The sequence below is a fragment of the Sinorhizobium sp. RAC02 genome, assembly GCF_001713395.1.
Taxonomy (GTDB): domain Bacteria; phylum Pseudomonadota; class Alphaproteobacteria; order Rhizobiales; family Rhizobiaceae; genus Shinella.
In genome coordinates this window covers 1,339,534-1,357,830 of sequence record NZ_CP016452.1, presented here as the reverse complement: position 1 = coordinate 1,357,830, position 18,297 = coordinate 1,339,534, and the positions used below count along the sequence as shown (strand labels likewise).

Annotated in this window: 12 protein-coding genes; 11 read left to right on the top strand and 1 reads right to left on the bottom strand. The window is 63.9% G+C overall.

The annotated features are described in order from the left end of the window. Positions 1 to 3: 3 nt before the first annotated feature. From asnB to nadE, 4 genes are read left to right on the top strand one after another with little or no spacing between them, the layout of a single operon-like run. Complete coding sequence (gene asnB, locus BSY16_RS27315; protein ID WP_069062916.1) at positions 4 to 1,965, top strand: asparagine synthase (glutamine-hydrolyzing); 1,962 nt, start codon at positions 4 to 6, stop codon at positions 1,963 to 1,965. After that, positions 1,962 to 2,216, top strand: coding sequence for an acyl carrier protein (locus BSY16_RS27310; RefSeq protein WP_069062915.1), 255 nt, complete (start codon positions 1,962 to 1,964; stop codon positions 2,214 to 2,216). Before asnB ends, BSY16_RS27310 begins: the two co-directional genes overlap by 4 nt. 14 nt (positions 2,217 to 2,230) lie before the next feature. Next, positions 2,231 to 3,751, top strand: coding sequence for a class I adenylate-forming enzyme family protein (locus BSY16_RS27305; protein ID WP_069062914.1), 1,521 nt, complete (start codon positions 2,231 to 2,233; stop codon positions 3,749 to 3,751). Beyond that, a complete protein-coding gene (nadE, locus tag BSY16_RS27300) occupies positions 3,748 to 4,737 on the top strand; it encodes an NAD(+) synthase (protein ID WP_069062913.1) in 990 nt (329 codons plus the stop codon). Before BSY16_RS27305 ends, nadE begins: the two co-directional genes overlap by 4 nt. Before the next feature lie 22 nt (positions 4,738 to 4,759). On the opposite strand, the gene BSY16_RS27295 is transcribed toward nadE, so the two are convergent. Beyond that, entirely contained in the window at positions 4,760 to 5,464 is a 705-nt protein-coding gene (locus BSY16_RS27295; protein WP_069062912.1) for a GntR family transcriptional regulator, read from the bottom strand. A gap of 222 nt (positions 5,465 to 5,686) precedes the next feature. Between BSY16_RS27295 and BSY16_RS27285 the strand changes: the two genes are divergently transcribed. The 7 genes from BSY16_RS27285 to BSY16_RS27255 all read left to right on the top strand — a co-directional run bounded on the left by BSY16_RS27285 (position 5,687) and on the right by BSY16_RS27255 (position 18,270). Further along, positions 5,687 to 6,874, top strand: coding sequence for an ABC transporter substrate-binding protein (locus BSY16_RS27285; protein ID WP_069062910.1), 1,188 nt, complete (start codon positions 5,687 to 5,689; stop codon positions 6,872 to 6,874). Positions 6,875 to 7,025: 151 nt separating this feature from the next. Further along, complete coding sequence (locus tag BSY16_RS27280; protein WP_069062909.1) at positions 7,026 to 7,895, top strand: branched-chain amino acid ABC transporter permease; 870 nt, start codon at positions 7,026 to 7,028, stop codon at positions 7,893 to 7,895. Positions 7,896 to 7,899: 4 nt separating this feature from the next. Next, positions 7,900 to 8,871, top strand: a complete 972-nt coding sequence (locus BSY16_RS27275) for a branched-chain amino acid ABC transporter permease (RefSeq protein WP_069062908.1) — start codon at positions 7,900 to 7,902, stop codon at positions 8,869 to 8,871. Next, complete coding sequence (locus BSY16_RS27270; RefSeq protein WP_069062907.1) at positions 8,868 to 9,650, top strand: ABC transporter ATP-binding protein; 783 nt, start codon at positions 8,868 to 8,870, stop codon at positions 9,648 to 9,650. Before BSY16_RS27275 ends, BSY16_RS27270 begins: the two co-directional genes overlap by 4 nt. A 3-nt stretch (positions 9,651 to 9,653) precedes the next feature. Then, positions 9,654 to 10,376, top strand: a complete 723-nt coding sequence (locus BSY16_RS27265) for an ABC transporter ATP-binding protein (protein ID WP_069062906.1) — start codon at positions 9,654 to 9,656, stop codon at positions 10,374 to 10,376. A gap of 1 nt (position 10,377) precedes the next feature. Continuing rightward, positions 10,378 to 11,100, top strand: coding sequence for an aspartate/glutamate racemase family protein (locus BSY16_RS27260; RefSeq protein ID WP_069062905.1), 723 nt, complete (start codon positions 10,378 to 10,380; stop codon positions 11,098 to 11,100). Between the two features lie 453 nt (positions 11,101 to 11,553). Further along, complete coding sequence (locus BSY16_RS27255; RefSeq protein ID WP_069062904.1) at positions 11,554 to 18,270, top strand: beta strand repeat-containing protein; 6,717 nt, start codon at positions 11,554 to 11,556, stop codon at positions 18,268 to 18,270. The last annotated feature ends 27 nt before the right edge of the window (positions 18,271 to 18,297 follow it).

Genomic DNA, 18,297 nt, shown 5'->3' with positions numbered 1-18,297 from the left:
ATCATGTGCGGGATAGCGGGCTATCATGGGGGAAACATCGCGCCGGACCGGGCGGCTGAGTACCTTCGTCTTATGGTCGCGGCGCTGCGGCATCGCGGCCCGGACGGCGAAGGCATTCTGATCCGCGGCGATACCGGCCTTGCCCATACCCGCCTTTCTATCGTCGGCCTTGCCGACGGCGCCCAGCCGATGGCGACTGAGGACGATGCTCTCGCGGTCTCCTTCAACGGCGAAATCTTCAACTATGTCGAACTGCGCGACGACCTGAAGAGCCGTGGCCACCGGTTCCGCACGACCTCGGATACCGAGGTGCTGCTCGCCGCCTATCAGCGGAGGGGCCTCGATTGCCTTGAGGATTTCAACGGCGATTTCGCCTTTGCCATCCACGATGCGCAACAGCGGACTCTTGTGCTCGCCCGCGACCGCATGGGGGTGCGTCCGCTCTTCTACACCGAGCATGAGGGCGCGCTGTTTTTCGCCTCTGAGATCAAGGCGCTGCTGGCCCTGCCCGGCTTCGCCGCCGAAATCGACCCGCTGGCGCTCGACCAGGTCTTTACGCTCTGGTGCCCGATCCCGCCGAGAACGGCCTTCCGCGGCATCCACGAACTTCCGCCCGGCCATGTGATGACCCTGCGAGAGGGCCAGAGGACGATCCGCCCCTGGTGGCAGCTCTCTTTCCCGGATCGCGGCGACGCAGCACCGTCCGGCCCGCCGGAGGCGCAGGCAGAAGAGCTGCGAGCGCTCCTGACGGACGCAACCCGCATCCGCCTGCGCGCCGACGTCCCCGTTGGCGCCTATCTCTCCGGTGGCCTCGACTCTTCGCTGATCTCGGCGCTTGCAGCCCGCACCGTCACCCAGGGGCTCAGGACATTTTCACTGACGTTCCGCAGCGAAGAACACGATGAAAGCGCCTGGCAGCGCCAAATGGCCGCGACACTCGGCACCGCTTCAGACAGCGTCGAATGCTCCACCGCGGCAATCGCGGAGCACCTGCCAGATGTGATGCGCCATATCGAGCGCCCGATCCTGCGCACCGCGCCTGTCCCGCTTCACCTGCTCGCCGGGCGCGTGCGCGATCAGGGCATGAAGGTCGTCCTGACCGGTGAAGGCGCAGACGAGATTTTCGCCGGGTATGACCTGTTTCGCGAGGCTCGGGTCCGGCGCTTCTGCGGCCGGCAGCCGGACTCCAACCGGCGCCCGCGCCTCTTCCAGCGGCTTTACCCCTATCTGCCCGGCCTCAAGCAGCAGTCACCGGATTATCTCGCGCGTTTCTTTTCCTTCGGGTCCGAGGCGCTGGACGATCCGCTCTATTCGCACCGCCCGCGCTTCCGCTCGACATCGGCCGCCAAACTCTTCTTTTCCGCCGACCTCAAGCAGGCGATCGGCGACTACGATGCGGCGGCGGACCTGGCAGCCCAGTTGCCGGCCGATTTTGGCCGCTGGCATCCGCTGCATCAGGCGCAATATCTCGAAACGGCCTTTCTGCTGCCCGGCTACATCCTCTCCAGCCAGGGCGACAGGGTGATGATGGCGAATGCCGTGGAAGGGCGTTTTCCTTTCCTCGATCACCGCGTGGTTGGCTTTGCCGCGAGCCTCTCCCCGGAGACCAAGCTGCTCGGCCTGAAGGAAAAGCACATCCTCAAGCAAGCCGCCCGCGGTCTCGTGCCGGCCGAGATCATCGATCGGCCGAAACAGCCCTACCGCGCGCCTGATAGCGAGAGTTTTGCCGCGCCCAACGCGCCGGCCTATCTCGACGCCGTGCTGTCGCCGGCACGGCTCGCGCAAAGCGGATTGTTCAATGCTCCGGCAGTGGGCAAGTTGAAGGAAAAGGTCCTCAAGGGACACGTCACCGGATTTCGCGACAACGCGGCCTTCATCGGCGTGCTGTCGACCGAACTGCTGCGCGGTCTGGACGCTGCGCAATCATCACAAACCGCACCGAGGATCGGGATACACCAAGAATGACCGACGAAACCAGAACCGCCATCCGCGCCTTCGTGGTGGAGAATTTTCTTTTCGGAGACGACAGCCATCCGCTGCCGGCAGACCTGTCGCTGATCGACAATGACCTGATCGATTCGACGGGCATTCTCGAACTCGTCGGCTTCCTCGAAGAGCGTTTTGCCATTCGGGTGGCCGACGCCGATATCGTTCCGGCCAACCTCGATACGATCGACCGGATTGCCGGCTTCATCGCCCGCAAGCAGGCGGCCTGACGGCGGAAACGATCATGCGGATCGAGCGGTATCTTCAAGACAGCGCAGCCCGCGATGGCGCCAGGACGGCGATCGTCGCGGGGGAGACGCGGCTGAGCTACGCACGTTTTCTCGATCTCTCCACCCGCATGGCTGCGACACTCCGCGCGAACGGCATCGGTCCCGGCGACCGCGTCCTCATCCTGCTCGACAATGGCTGGCGGGCGGCTGTCGCGATTTTTGCCACGTGGATCGCTGGCGCAGCGATCTGCCCCGTCAATCCTGCCAGCAAAACTGCCCGCCTCGAGCAGATTGCACGGGATTGCCGTCCTGCAATGCTGATTGTCGAAGGACGGTTGGAGCCCATTGTTCAGGGAGTGCCGGAACTCACAGATATACCGCGCCTCGTCACAGGCGATGGGGGCAGTTTCGATACCGGGCTTGAAGCGGATCCGCTCGGCCCCGAAACACACCCGGACACGGACCTCGCCGCGCTGATATACACGTCGGGATCGACAGGCGAGCCCAAGGGCGTGATGCTTGCCCATGAGAACATGGACGCGGCCGCCCGGTCGATCACCAGCTATCTTGAAAACACCGCCTCCGACGTCATCCTCGTCGTGCTTCCCCTGTCCTTCGGCTACGGGCTCACCCAACTCGTGACCGCGATGCGCGTCGGCGCGACGCTGGTCATCGAAAAGTCGTTCGCCTTCCCGCAAGCAATCTTCGAGAAGATCCGCGACGAGCGCGTAACCGGCTTCCCGCTGGTGCCGACCATGGCGGCCATGATGCTGCAGGCCCGGGAACTCGACCCGTCTTATTTTGCCAACCTGCGCTACGTGACGAGCGCGGCCGCGCCGCTGCCGCTTGCCCATGTCGACGGACTGCGCGCCTTCCTGCCGCAGGCCCGCCTCTACATCATGTACGGCCAGACCGAATGCACCCGCGTCAGTTGGCTGCCGCCGGAAGAGCTCGACACCCGGCGCGGCTCCGTCGGCATCGCCATTCCGGGAACCCATGCCGAAGTCATCGACGAAGCGGGCGACCCGTTGCCCCCCGGGGCGGTTGGCGAACTCGTGATCAGCGGACCGCATGTCATGCGCGGTTACTGGCAAAACGAGGCGGCGACGCGCCAATCGTTGCGGTCGGATCCGCGCACCGGCGCCCTGCGGCTATACACCGGCGATCTTTTCACAGCGGATGCGGATGGCTATCTCACCTTCGTCGCCCGTCTGGACGACATCATCAAATCGCGCGGCGAGAAGGTCGCGCCGAAGGCCGTCGAGGACGTGCTCTGCCGCATGCCGGGCATAGCGGAAGCGCTCGTCGTCGGTGTGCCGCATGATGTGCTCGGGCAGGTCGTGAAAGCCGTCGTCGTCGCCACCGACCCCGCGCTGACCGAGCGGGATGTCATGCGCTTCTGTGCCCGAAACCTCGAAGACCACATGGTCCCGAAGCTCGTCGAGTTCCGGGACACTTTGCCCAAGACCGATTCCGGCAAGGCCATCCGTCGCCTCGCCGCCGCACCCGCCAACACCATAGGATCAACCGCATGACCACGCCGAAGACCCACACGCCAGCCTTCGCTCCGCTCGTGCTCGACGCTGCCGCGGAAGTAGAGCGTATCACTCGCTGGATGCGCGAGGAGCTGCGCACCGGCCTGCGCAAGCGTGGTCTGGTCCTCGGCATTTCCGGCGGCATCGATTCCAGCCTTTGCGCGGCGCTCGCCGTGGGGGCGCTCGGTGCGAAAAACGTGTTTGCCCTGTTCATGCCGGAGAATGATTCCGACCCGGAAAGCCTGCGTCTCGGGCGCAGCGTCGCGGAAACCTTTGGCATCGAGAGCGTCGTCGAGGATATCGGCCCGTCGCTCGCCGCCATGGGCTGCTATGAGCGCCGCGATGCCTTCATCCGCGAGGCCGTGCCGGAGTTCGGCACCGGCTGGGGGTCCAAAATCGTCTTCGATAATCCGATGACGACCGGTGGCTACAATATTTCCTCGCTCGTCGTGCGTGCGCCGGACGGTGCGATGCGCAAGGTGCGGCTGTCCGCGAACGCCTATCTTGGCATCGTCGCGGCGACGAACATGAAGCAGCGCACCCGCAAGCAGCTTGAATATTACCACGCCGACCGCCTGAACTTTGCCGTCATCGGCACCCCGAACCTACTGGAATACGACCAGGGTTTCTTCGTGAAGAACGGCGATGGCGCTGCCGACATCAAGCCGATCGCCCATCTCTACAAGTCGCAGGTTTACCAGCTCGCCGCCCATCTCGGCGTGCCGGCCGAAATCCTCTCCCGCCCGCCGACCACCGATACCTATTCGCTGCCGCAGACGCAGGAAGAATTCTATTTCGCACTGCCCTACGCCAAGATGGACATCTGCCTCTACGGACTGGAGCACGGGCTGCCAGCGGCAACGATTGCGGCCGCGACCGGGCTCAAGGATGGCGATGTCGAACTGGTCTGGGCCGATATCACGGCCAAGCGCAAGGTCGCCCGTTACCTGCATTGCCCGCCGCTCGTCATGGCTGGGAGGTCATAGTCGACCGGAGAGGTAAACCGTTTCACGGCTTACGGAAAAGCTCCATGAGGTCCACGGAATCCGTGGACTTCACGCCGAGTTCGAGGTGGTCCTGAATGTGCCGCAGGTGCAGCGTCATCATCCAGGCCGCCTTTTCTGCGTCGCGCGTGTGAAAGGCCCCGACGATCGCCGCATGGTCGTCGTCGCGACAGTTGCTGACGCCAGCACCGAAAAGGCCGATGATCAGCGAGGTGCGCGTCACCAGCTCCTTCATCGTGCGGATAAGGATGGCATTGCCGGCGACCTGCGCGAGCAGGGTGTGGAACTGGCCGGAAAGGCGGATCGCATCGTGCCTGTGGCGCTCCTTGTGCGCCACATATTCCATTTCCAGATGACGGGTCAGCGCCGTTATGTCCTCGTCCGAGGCGCGCTGGACGGCAAGGCGCGCGATGTTCGGCTCGAGCGCCAGGCGCGCCTCGAAGACCTCGCGGGCCTGCTCGGGCGTCGGTGACGCGACGAAAGCGCCACGGTTGGCGTGGAGTTCCACAACTTCGCGGCTGGCAAGCAACAGCAGGCTGCGGCGGATGCGCATGCGCCCCACCCCGAAGGCGTCGCACAGGGCCGACTCGGAAAGCTTCGTGCCCGGCGGCAATCTCTGCTCGATGACGGCATCGAAAATGCGCTCGACGATGTCGCTCTCGTCGACTTCGTCCGCCTCCACCACGTTACCTCGGCTCAAATCAACCACCGCATCTCCTCACATGCGCATTCTATTGCACTGCCTCTAAATATGTCTGATTTGGTTGACCAACAAGCGCATATTTCGTCGACGAAAATAACAATGCCTTGTTCACGAGCTATTGACAAGATTGTTAACAATGCATTCAATGCCCTGGCCAAGGCCGAACGTGCCGCCCTCGCGACCCGCTCGCCCATAGAAAATAGATCAATGGCCCAGAGGAAGAACATCATGCACAAGCGCACATTCCTGAAATTTTCCGCCCTCGCCGCAGCCACCGTGCTGTCCATGCCGCTTATGGCGTACGCACAGAACCCGACTCTTAAAGTCGGCTTCGTCGGCGTCACCTCCGGTCCGGCTGCGTCCTGGGGCGTCTCGAACCAGCGTTCGATGGAAGCCCGTGCGGCCTGGCTGAACGAGCTGGGCGGCGTCAAGATCGGCGACAAGACCTACACGATCGAGATCGTACCCTTCGACGACCAGAAGGACCCCAAGCGGGCCATCGCCGGCATGGAGAAGATGTCGCAGGACGGCGTGCACTACGTCGTCGGCCCGAACGTCGATGACGGTGCTGCCGCCGTGCGCCCGGTCGCCGAGCAGAACGGCATCATGTATTTCCCCTATGCTTTCCCGAAGGAACTCTTCACCGCGCCGGCATCGAACGCGATCCTCGGCATGGTTGCGAACTATCAGTCGGGTCCTGCCATCTACAAGTACCTGAAGGAAACCAAGGGCGTGAAGAAGGTGGCCTTCGTTGCGGCCAACGAATCCGACCCGCTGAGCCAGCGTGAATCCGGCATTGCCGCCGCCGAGGCGCTGGGACTGGAAGTCGTCTCCGGAAACGTGACCTACCAGGTGGACACGACCGACTTCACCCCGGTTCTGCTGCCCGTCATCCAGGCTTCGCCCGACCTGCTCGTGCTCTCCGGCGTCTCGCCGGCCAGTGCTCCGCAGCTCATCCGCTCGGCGCGTGAACTCGGCTATACCGGCCTCATCTCGACGGAAACCGGGCAGGATGCGAGCGTTCTGCAGGAAGGTGCCGGCGAACTCGCGGATGGCTTCATCTCCGTCGGTGGCGCGTCCACGCCGGAGCTTGCCAGCGACACGATGACGGAATTCGTCACGCGCTACACGAAGATGTTCGGCGAATACAATGACGAGTCGAACACCAAGGTCTATGCGCTCGAATACATCCTCGAAACACTGAAGGCGAACCCCGCCGCCATCGACAATGTCGATGAATTCAAGAAGACGATGGACACGTTCGAGGCCGCCAACCCCTTCATGAAGGGCGATGCCAAGCTGAAATATGTCGGCATGACCTCTTTCGGCCAGAAGCGTCAGATCTCCGTCCCGCTCGTCGTGAACGAGTACAAGGGGGGTAAGTTCGAGACGCTGTTCGTCGGCCAGGTCGACTGATCCGAGCCTAGGCACCCTGGGGCAATTCCAGGAAAAGTGTGAAGCGGTTTTCCGTCTGGGATTGCGCGGCCACTTAAGAAAACGGGATCCGGACCGCACGCGCAGTCCGGCCGGATTCCTCTTTGCCTGAACCTTCCATTGGAGGCTCACGATGGAACAGATAATCGCCAACGGTCTCTACCTCGGCGCGCAATATGCGTTGATCGCCCTCGGGCTGACGCTGATTTTCTCGCTGATGAACGTGCTGAACTTCGCCCATGGGCAGATGTATGTCTTCGGCGGCTTCGTCACCTATACGGTCGTCGTCCAGCTCGGCCTGCCCTTCATCGTCGGCCTCTTCGCCTCGGCGGTGGTCCTCGCGATCATGGGCGCGGCCATCGAAAAATTCCTCTTCGCGCCGGTCGTGCGCCGCTCGAAACGCGATGAATCGACCATGCTGCTTGCTGCGGGCGTCGCCTTCTTCCTCGATGCCGTCATCCTGCTGTTCTTCGGTGAAAAGCAGCGCGGCGTGCCGAAGATCGTCAACGGCGTGTTCAACTGGGACATGCGGATCATCATGCCCTATGACCGCATTCTGATCGGCGTTCTCGCCATCCTGTTGATCGTCGCCTTCATCGGCTTTATGAACTACTCCCGGACCGGCCGTGCCATGCGTGCGCTCGCCCAGGACAAGATGGCCGCCCAGCTGATGGGCGTGAACGTCTCCCGCTACTCGATGATCGGCTTCGCGCTCGGCGCGATGCTTGCCGGACTCGTCGGCGGCCTCCTCGTCACCATTACCGGCGTCAATCTCGGCATGGGTGGCCCGACCTCGGTCAAGGCCTTCCTGATGATCATGATCGGTGGTGCTGGCGTGATTTCCGGGGCGATTGCCGGCGGGTTCATCCTCGGCATGATGGAGAGTGTCGGCCTGACCGTGCTCTCGGCCTATGGCGACATCACCTACCTCGTCATCTTCGCCACGTTGATGGTGTTCCTCGCCGTCCGCCCGCAGGGGCTGATGGGCAAGCCGTGGGGTTGAGATCATGACCACTTCAAGAATCCTCGGCTTTGCGGCCTTCCTCCTCACCGTCTTCGTGCTCGTACCGATCTTCATCAGTCTGACCGGGCGCTGGGATTTCTTCTACACGCTGACCTCGGTCGCACTGCTCTCCGTTGGAGCAGCCGGCGTCTGGCTCACCTTCTATATCGGCCGCATCAATATCGGCCAGGGCGCCTATGCGCTGATCGGCGGCTATGTCTCGGCCATCCTCGTCACCCAGGCGAACGTCTCGTTCTGGCTGACGCTGCCGCTGGCAGGCCTGTTCTGCGCCTTCATCTCCGTCCTGATCGGCTTTCCGATCCTTCGTCTCCGTGGCGTCTATTTCGCCATGGTGACGCTGGTATTGACTGAGGTGGCACGCCTCACTGCCCTTGCCTTACCGATCACCAACGGGGCGAAGGGCATTACCTCCATCCCGCTGCCGGGTGAATTGTCGATCTTCGGCCTGACCATCATCCCGGCCCTGGGATCGCTCAGCAATCCGCGCTTCGGCTTCTACATCATGGCCGCGCTGCTGATGGTGATCACCTACCTGGTGCTCTGGCGCATCGTGAATTCGCGGCTCGGGCATCTCTGCCGCAGCCTCCAGCAGAACGAGGAGCTTTCGGCCTCGATCGGTGTCAATACCGTCTACCTCCGGCTGCTCGCCTATGCGATTTCCTCGTTCTTCGGCGGCATCGCGGGCGCCATGTTCGCCTCCATCGCGCAGTCAATCTATCCGTCCTCCTTCGTGGTCGCAGACAGCGTGAACTTCATGCTCTACTGCTTCCTTGGCGGGCTCGGCTACGTCTTCGGCCCGATGCTCGGCACGCTCCTGCTCTATTTCGGCTGGGATCTGCTGTCGATCGCCCGGGAATATCAGCTCCTCATCTACTCCGGCATCATGATCCTGCTCATGCTGGTCCTGCCGAACGGTGTCCTGAGCCTTCTCGACAAGAAGGAGAGTCGCGCATGACCCCTATCCTGCAAATCAAGAACATCACCAAACGCTACGGCGGCCTGACGGCGGTGAACGACGTCTCCTTCGATGTCAAACAGGGCGAGATCCTTTCGGTGATCGGCCCGAACGGCGCCGGCAAGTCGACGCTGTTCAAGCTGATCTCCTCCTTCGTTCCGGCAACGAGCGGGGAAGTGCTCTTCAACGGCGAGCGCATCTCCAGCCTCGCTCCGCACAAGGTGGCCCGCATGGGCGTCGTGCGGACCTTTCAGGAAACGACGATCTTCCGCTCCATGACGGTGCGTGAAAACATCATCGTCTCCCATCACCTGCGCTCCAAGGCGAGCCTCTTCGGCTTCTTCCTCGGCAGCAAGCAGGCTAAGGAGGACGAGGCGGCATTCGCGGCCTCTGCCGACGACATCGTCGATTTCCTCGGGCTGCAGGCGATCCGCAACGAACTCGCCTCCAACCTGCCGCAGGGGCATCTGCGCGCGCTGGGCATGGCCATCGGCCTTGCCACCGATCCCAAGGTCATCCTGCTCGACGAGCCCTTCGCCGGCATGAACCACGACGAGACGATGAAGATGGTGGGCCTTGTCCGCCGCCTTCGCGACGAGCGCGGCGTCACCGTGCTGCTCGTGGAACACGACATGCCCGCGGTGATGAAGATCAGCGACCGCATCGTGTGCATCAACTTCGGCCAAAAACTCGCCGAAGGCACACCCCAGGAAATCCGCGAGAACGAGAAGGTCATCGAAGCCTATCTCGGCTCCGAAGATGCTGCGATCGGGATGTAAGCCATGACAAAAATATTGAGCGTCGAAAATGTCGAGCTGTACTACGATCACATCTATGCGCTGAAAGGTGTCTCGATCGATGTGGCGGAAGGCGAAACCGTCGCGCTGATCGGCGCGAACGGCGCGGGCAAGTCCTCCATCCTCAGGGCGATCACCGGGCTTCGGCCCATCAAGTCCGGCCAGATCCACTATGAGGGCCAGCGGCTCGACGGCACATCCGCCGCCGACGTCGTGCGCAAGGGCATCTCCATGGTGCCGGAGGGACGGCGCGCCTTCCCGCTGATGTCGGTGAAGGACAATCTCCTGATGGGGGCCTTCACCCGAACCGACAAGGCGGAGATCGAAAAGACGCTGGAAAGCGTGCTGACACGCTTTCCACGCCTGCGCGAGCGCTATCACCAGCAGGCAAACACCATGTCCGGCGGCGAACAGCAGATGATGGTGATCGGCCGTGCCCTCATGGCCCGCCCGAAGCTTCTGTTGCTGGACGAGCCTTCCCTCGGCATCGCGCCAAAGCTGGTGCAGGACATCGCACGTGCCATCGTCGCCATCAGCCGCGACGAGAAGGTTTCCATCCTCCTCGTCGAGCAGAACAGCCGCATGGCGCTCTCCATCTCCAACCGCGCTTATGCGCTTTCCACCGGGTCGATCGCGCTCTCAGGCAACTCGAAAGAGTTGATGAACGACGACCGCATCAAAGCTGCCTACCTCGGAGGCGAACTCTGACATGAAAATCCTCGTCATCAACCCCAACACCACCGCATCGATGACGGAACACATCGGCAAGGCGGCGCGCGCCGCCGCCTCTCCCGGAACCGAAATCACGGCCATCAACCCCGTGCATGGGCCGGTCTCCATCGAGGGCTTTTTCGACGAGGCGATGAGCCTCGCCGGACTGCTCGACACCATCCGCCGCAACCCGGATTGCGACGCCGTCGTCATCGCCTGTTTCGACGACACCGGCCTCGACGCCGCCCGCTGCCTCACCGACAAGCCGGTGATCGGCATCGGCGAGGCCGCCTATCACTTCGCTTCGATGATCTCGAACAAGTTCTCGGTGGTTACCACGCTTGCGCGCTCGGTTCCGGCACTGGAACACAATCTTGCTCGCTACGGTCTCGATACCCGCTGCGCCCGCGTGCGTTCCTCGGAAGTAGCCGTGCTGGAACTGGAACAGCCGGGCTCCAACGCCCGCCAGAAGATCAGCGGCGAAATCGGCCTTGCCATCAGCGAGGACCGCGCCGAGGCAATCGTGCTCGGCTGCGCCGGAATGGCAAGCCTCGCCGCAGACCTTTCCGCAGAACACGGCCTGCCCGTGCTCGACGGCGTCTCCTGTGCGGTAAAACTTGCGGAAGCCATGGCCGGCCTCAGCATCCGCACCTCCCGTCTCGGCGGCTACGCCCCGCCACCGGCGAGCAAAATCGACGGCGCCTTCCGCTCCGCGAGTTAAGGTTCCGCACAGAAGCGCCAAGGAAAGCGGCCAGTGCCGGCGGGCATCTGGTCGCGTCGCTTCGGCTATCGCGTCAGAATAGCCGCCGTATCTGGCTTCCATGGTCAGCAAAACGGGCCGGACGATCACCAGCGCCGGCGCGCGTTTCGAATCTGGATTTATCGATTCGGCGTATCTCACCGATTCTGTTGCGAACAGCTTTCGGATCGTGATGCCCCACTCGGGCGGAGATCGGGTGCCCTGTAGCCCGCGGCACAGAAAACTCTGGAAAACCAGGGTTTCAAGGCCGCCCACTATACTCTCCGCACCCGAAACTTCAGCTTCAGGCAAGCCCCCTTTCGTATCGATGTATTGCCGGATTGTGGAGACATCCGGCCTGTGCGCTGCGCGCGGCTGCCAAATGGAGCCGGATTTTGCGGGAGGCACTGCGATCTTTCATTAGGGATTTGCCATATGACGTCTGTCGTTTCCTCCTTGAGCATCAGCCAGATCAAGCAGCTTTCCACGGCGGCGATTGCAGACTGGACGACGAAAGATGTCGCCGCGCTTTCCACCGGCCAGCTCGCTGCCTTCTCCTCCAAGCAGGTCGCCGCACTCGAAGTCGAGGATATCGAGACCCTCAGTACGAAGCAGTTGAGCGCCATTTCGCAGCACGCCGTCATCGGCCTGTCGCTCGACCAGCTCGGCGCCCTCGACAAGTTCGCCATCGAAAGCCTCACCCAGAACCAGATCGGTGGCCTCACGGCCGGGCAGATCGGTGCTCTGAATGAGGAGCAGGTCGAGGCGCTCACCTCGTCCCAGGTCATGGTTTTGAGCGCCGCCCAGCTTGCCGCCATCTCTCCCGACGAACTGGCGACGTTTTCGACCGCGGATATGGCCGCGATCAGCTACAAGGCCGTACAGACCCTGAGCACGGCGGCCATCAGGGCGCTGTCACCCGACCAGATCGGGGCGCTGAACAGCCTCGCCATTGCCGGTTTCACGCTGCCGCAAGCCACCTCGCTGACGCCCGAGCAGATTGTCGGCATGACGACGGCGCAGGTCGCAATGCTCAAGCCGGCCCAGATCGCCGCGCTCAGCACGGACGCCATCGCCGCCTTCACCACGACGCAAATTCCCGCACTCAGCACCAGCGCGATCACCGGCCTGACGGCGACCCAGATCAGCGCGATGAGCAGCGACCAGATCGAGGCGCTGTCGCCCAACCAGATCAAGGTTGTCACGGCGCAGCAGCTCGCGGCTATGGGAGCCGACGATATCGCCACCTTCTCGACGGGCGACATGGCCGCGATCAGTGGCAAGGCCTTGCCGGGTCTCGGGACCGCGGCAATCGCCGCACTTTCGGCCGACCAGATCACCGCCCTCAGCCCGAAGACCATCGCCGCACTGACGACCGCCCAGATCACGGCCTTCGGTCCGGGACAGATCGAGGGGCTGACGACCGCGCAGATCCGCGCGATGACCGCAGCACAGTTCGCCGTCATGGATTCGCGCGACATTGCAGCATTTTCCGAGGAAAATATCGCCGCCATCACCGCCAAGGCGCTCAAGGGCTTTGGCACCGGCGCGATGGCAGCGCTTTTGCCCGATCAGATCGAGGCGCTGAACACCAGCCAGATCAATGCGCTCGAACCATGGCAGATCGCCGCCCTCGGTACGGCCGGCATCAGCGCCCTGTCGACCCAGCAGGTCACCGCCCTGAGCAGCGCCGCTGTTGCAGGCCTGACAACGGCCCAGATCGGCGCCATGAGCATGGATCAGGTCGAGGCGTTCTCGCCTTCGCAGGTCAAGGTGCTGAGTGGCGCGCAACTCGCCGTCCTCGACGGCGACACCATCTCGACATTCTCCACGCTGGATATCGCCGCGCTCAGCGCCAGCGCTGTCGCCGGCCTCAGCACCAGCGCTATTGCCGGGCTCACGCCCGCCCAGATCACGGCACTCAATGCCAGGGCAATTCCAGGCCTGACGGCCAGCCAGGTCAGCGTTCTCAATGCCGATCAGGTCGAGGCCTTCACGATCACGCAGATCAAGGCGTTCAGCGAAACCCAGGTTGCAGCCTTCGATCGCTATGCATTCGAAGCCTTTTCCGGCGACGAGATTGCCGCAATTCCGGTCAACGCCATTTCGGGCCTGAACTCCGCGGCCATTGCCGCTTTCACCACCGAGCAGATCGCGGCCCTGACACCCAGCCAGATCGGCGTGCTCAAGCCCTGGCATATCGCCGCCCTCAGCGTCGAGCAGGTCGAGGCGCTGACGCCGGCGCAGATCCGCTACATGACCATCTCCCAGCTTTCGGCCATCGAACCGGACAGCCTTGCCACCTTCTCCACCGCGGATATTGCAGCACTCAGCAACCGGGCGGTAGCAGGCCTTAGCACGAGCGCCATCGCAGCGCTGTCCGCCGACCAGGTCGCCGCATTCAGCACCGCCGCCATTGCCAGCCTCACCATCACGCAGATGGCCGTTTTCGATGCCGACCAGATCGAAGCGTTCACGCCGTTGCAGATTCGCGTCATGAGCGCAGCCCAGATTTCGTCGCTGGACGAGCAGGGCCTCGCCGCACTGACGCCGACACAGATCGCCGCGATCGACGGCAAGGCCCTAGGGGCTCTCGGCACCGCAGCTATCGCCGCACTGTCCACCGACCAGATCGCGGCCCTCAGCACCGGCGCCATTGCGAGCCTCACGACCAAGCAGTTCGCCGCGCTCGACGCAGACCAGATCGAAGCGCTGACGCCTGCGCAGGTGAAGGTCTTGAGTTCCGCTCAGCTCGGCGCGATCGGCGTGGCGGGCCTTGCCACCTTCTCCACCGCAGATATCGCAGCCATCAGCCACAAGGCCATTCCCGGCCTGAGCAGCGATGCCTTCGCATCCCTGAAGAGCGGGCAGATCGCCGCACTCTCGGCGCTGCAGATCGGCGCCCTCCAGTCCAAGCAGCTGGCCAGCATGGACCCGGACTTCTTCGCCTCGCTCACCACCGACCAGATCGCCGCCCTCAGCAGCAGTGCGATCGCCGGGCTGACGATCGACCAGATCGATGCGTTGAGCACGGCGCAGATCAAGGCGCTGACACCGGCTCAGGTCAAGGCTCTCAGCTCGACGCAACTTGCGACGCTCGACGCAAACGACATCGCCACCTTCTCGACCGAGGATATCGCCGCCATCACCAACAAGGCCATTGCCGGCCTCGACGAGGCGGCTGTGTCGCGGCTGTCCACTGCGCAAGCGGCTGCGCTCAGCCGTAATGCACTCGCCGGCATGACCGCCGCCCAGATCGAAGCCCTGTCGACCGCGCAGATAGCCGCCTTGACGACCAGTCAGGTCGGGGCGCTCACGGCCACTCAGGTTGCAGCACTCGAGCCGGGCGACATTGCAGCGCTCTCCTCGGCCCAGATCGCCGCCCTCACCAACAAGGCCATCGTCGGGCTTGGCCTCGAAACCGTGACGTCGCTGTCATCGGCGCAGCTCGCCGCAATCAGCAGCACCGCGCTTTCCGGCTTCACGACCGCACAGATCGAGGCGTTGAGCTCCGCGCAGGTCAGCCAGCTTTCCACCGCCCAGCTGAAGGCCCTCACGCCGACGCAGATCGCGGCGCTGGAAGACGATATCCAGGCCCTTTCCACCGCTCAGATTGCCAGCCTCAGTTCTACCACCATTTCAGGTCTCACTACCAGCCAGGTCCGGGCCCTCTCCGCCGACCAGATTTCCGCCTTCACGACGGCCCAGCTCGGGGCGCTGGGTTCCAGTCAGGTCGCGGCTCTCAGCGAAAGTGACCTCGCGTCGTTCTCGACCACGCAGATCGCCGCCCTCAGCGCATCCGGCATTTCCGGCTTGACCGACGACCAGATCGAAGCGCTTGGCCTCAACCAGATCGGTGCCCTCACCAGCCGGCAGATGTCGGCCCTCACCTCGGCGCAGATCGAAGCCTTCGGAACGGACAAGATCGCCGCGCTTTCCATTGCGCAGATCGCGGCACTCAACGCAGCCAGCATCGCCGGCCTTACGTCGCAGCAGTTGGCAGTGCTCAGCACCAGCCAGGTGGAAGCGCTCACCAGCACCCAGGTCGGCTCTCTCACCTCCGAGCAGCTGCATGAACTGGGCACGGACGACATAGCGACCTTCTCCACGAAGGATATCGCGATGATTAGCGCAAGCGCGATCGCCGGCCTTTCGACGGCGACCATCGCCTCGCTCTCGACCGCCCAGATCGGGGCCCTCAGCGGATCCGCGATCGCCGCCATGACAGCCCGGCAATTGCAGGCCTTGAGCACCGCGCAGGCCGAAGCCCTGACCTCCAACCAGGTCGCCGCCCTCGACTCGGCGCAGCTTGCAGCGCTCAGCCCGGAGGACATCGCGACCTTCTCCACAAAGGACCTCGCGGCTATTACTTCCGACGCGATCGGCGGCCTGTCCACCGGCTCTGTCGCCGCGCTCTCGGCAGCGCAGATCGCCGCCCTCAGCACCGGCGGCATCAGCGGGCTCACCACCAGGCAAATCGCAGCCCTCGGCACCGCACAGGCCGAAGCGCTCACCAGCAGCCAGATCGCCGCCCTCAACTCCGAACAGCTGGCAGCCTTCGGCGCTGATGACATCGCGACATTCTCGACCAGGGAAATCGCCTCCATCAATGCCGGCGCGATTACAGGCCTCTCCACAGCGGCCATCGCCTCGCTCTCCAGCACACAGGTGGCAGCGCTGAGCACATCCGCGATCGGCGCGCTCGAGACGAAGCAGATCAAGGCCCTCAGCAGCGACCAGCTCGACGCGCTGACGCCGGCGCAGGTCCGTGCGCTCGATGCCCGGCAGATTGCCATCCTCGGACCGTCCTACATCGCCTCGCTTACGACCGCGCAGATTGCTGCCCTTAGCACGGCCGCTATTTCCGGCCTGACGACGGACCAGATCATAGCCCTCAGCACCGCGCAGGCCGAAGCCCTCACCAGCAGCCAGGTCGCCGCTCTCAGCTCCCGGCAGGTCGCGGCGCTCAATTCGGACCAGCTCGACACCTTCTCGGTTTCGGACATGGGCGCGATCAGCGCCAGCGCCATGGCCGGCCTGTCCACCGCCACGCTCGCCTCGCTTACCACGAGCCAGATCGCAGCGATTGGCCCGGCCGGTCTTTCCGGCATGACGAGCAGCCAGATCGCGGCGCTCACCACGGATCAGGTCTCAGCCCTGACGACGGCGCAGATCGCAGCGCTCGGATCGCGGCAGATCGCGGCGCTCGGGACGGAGGACATTGCAGCGCTCTCGCCGAACCAGATCGCCGCGATGAGCGCGACTGGCGTCGCCGGCCTCTCATCCAGTCAGATCGCCGCCCTCTCGCTGTCGCAGGCCGAAGCGCTGACCAGCACGCAGGTCGCGGCCCTGAATTCGTCGCAGATTTCCGCCTTCAGCGTCGCCAATCTGGAAACCTTCACCGCCCGTGAAATGGGCGCCATCACGTCGGGCGCCGTCGCCGGTCTTTCGACGGCGACCATCGCCTCGCTCACCACGGCGCAGATTGCCGCGATCAATGTCGCCGGCCTGACGAGCGCGCAGGTGAATGCCCTGAGCACCACACAGCTGGAAGCACTGACGACGGCCCAGCTTGCCGCCTTCGGCTCCACACAGGTCGGCGCGCTCAGCACGGCCGACATCGCAGCCCTCTCGCTCGCTCAGATTGCGGCCCTGGGTTCGGGGGCCATTGCGTCCCTCAGCACCGACCAGATCGCGGCACTCAGCCCCGACCAGGCGGAAGCCCTGACCAGCACACAGGTCGGTGCCCTGGGTTCACGGCAGATCGCAGCCTTTGGCGTGGATGATCTCGAACGGTTCTCGATCGCCGACCTCGCTGCGATCAGTTCCCGCGGCATCGCGGGCCTGTCGGCAGCGACGATCGCCACGTTGACGACGGCGCAGATTGCGGCGCTCAGTGCCGAAGGCGTATCGGGGCTTTCCAGCGATCAGATCGCGGCGCTCAATGCCGATCAGGTCGAGGCGCTGACCAGTACCCAGATCGGATCAATGAGTGCCAAGCAGTTGGCGGCGCTGACGGCGGAAGATTTCGCACGCTTCTCGCTGCCCGAACTCTCGGCAATCAGTTCACTTGCGATCTCCGGCCTTTCCGTCTCGGTTATTGCCGGACTTTCGGCCGACCAGATCGCGGCACTCAGCAGCAGCGGCGTCGCAGGCCTCACGACAGCGCAGGTTTCGGCCCTGAGCTCGCAGCAGGTCGCGGCACTCTCCACCGCCCAGATCAGTGCGCTTAGCTCGCGACAGGTTTCGGCCCTGGATGCGCAGGACGTCGCCGCCCTCACGCCCCAGCAGATCGCGGCCCTGAGCGCGAGCGCCGTCGCCGGCCTCACCAGCAGCCAGGTCTCGGGCCTCAATCTCGAGCAGGTCGAGGCTCTCTCGGCCGCACAGATCGGCGCCCTGAGCTCCTCCGCGCTTGCCGGTTTGTCGACGCAGGCTCTCGATACGTTCACGTTCGAAAAACTGGCAGCGATCAGCTCCAGCGCCATCCGCGGCCTGCCGGCAAGCTATCTTGCGACCCTGTCGGAAGCCGAAATCGGCGCGCTCGGCACCGGCGGCATCGCAGGCCTGAGCAGCAACCAGGTTGCAGCCCTCACCGTCGAGCAGCTGGAAGCCTTCAGCACCGAGCAGATCGCCGCGCTCAGCCCGTCCGGCATCTCGGGATTGACGGCCGCGCATATGGCGACCATTTCGATCGAGGAACTCGGCGCCATCAGCTCCTCGGCCATCAAGGGGCTTTCATCGACGGCCATCGGCACGCTCTCGTCCGACGCGATCGCCGCGCTGTCGACGGGCCAGGTCGCATCTCTCACCTACGGCCAGATGGCAGCCCTTGGCTCATCGCAAATCGCAGCGCTCTCGCCAACGCAGGTTGGCGCGCTCACGGCAACCCAGGCTGCGGCGCTCGGCCCCGACGACCTCGCAAGCTTCTCGGTGGAGGATCTCATCTCGCTGACATCGAGCGCGATCTCCGGCCTCAGCACGGCAGCTCTTGCAGGCCTCAGCCCCGAGCAGGCGCAGGCCTTTACGCCCGGCCAGCTCGCCTCCATGACATCGTCGCAGGTCAATGCATTGCCCGGCGCGGGCGGCGCATCCGCCATGGCCTATATGGGAGATGATGACCTTTCGGATCTCCTCTCCTCGCTGACGGTGTAATCCGAACAGATAATCCCGCCGGAGCAA

Coding starts and splice junctions, on each gene's coding strand:
- asnB (WP_069062916.1), top strand. CDS start 4: ATGTGCGGGATAGCGGGCTATCATGGGGGAAACATCGCGCCGGACCGG.
- BSY16_RS27310 (WP_069062915.1), top strand. CDS start 1,962: ATGACCGACGAAACCAGAACCGCCATCCGCGCCTTCGTGGTGGAGAAT.
- BSY16_RS27305 (WP_069062914.1), top strand. CDS start 2,231: ATGCGGATCGAGCGGTATCTTCAAGACAGCGCAGCCCGCGATGGCGCC.
- nadE (WP_069062913.1), top strand. CDS start 3,748: ATGACCACGCCGAAGACCCACACGCCAGCCTTCGCTCCGCTCGTGCTC.
- BSY16_RS27285 (WP_069062910.1), top strand. CDS start 5,687: ATGCACAAGCGCACATTCCTGAAATTTTCCGCCCTCGCCGCAGCCACC.
- BSY16_RS27280 (WP_069062909.1), top strand. CDS start 7,026: ATGGAACAGATAATCGCCAACGGTCTCTACCTCGGCGCGCAATATGCG.
- BSY16_RS27275 (WP_069062908.1), top strand. CDS start 7,900: ATGACCACTTCAAGAATCCTCGGCTTTGCGGCCTTCCTCCTCACCGTC.
- BSY16_RS27270 (WP_069062907.1), top strand. CDS start 8,868: ATGACCCCTATCCTGCAAATCAAGAACATCACCAAACGCTACGGCGGC.
- BSY16_RS27265 (WP_069062906.1), top strand. CDS start 9,654: ATGACAAAAATATTGAGCGTCGAAAATGTCGAGCTGTACTACGATCAC.
- BSY16_RS27260 (WP_069062905.1), top strand. CDS start 10,378: ATGAAAATCCTCGTCATCAACCCCAACACCACCGCATCGATGACGGAA.
- BSY16_RS27255 (WP_069062904.1), top strand. CDS start 11,554: ATGACGTCTGTCGTTTCCTCCTTGAGCATCAGCCAGATCAAGCAGCTT.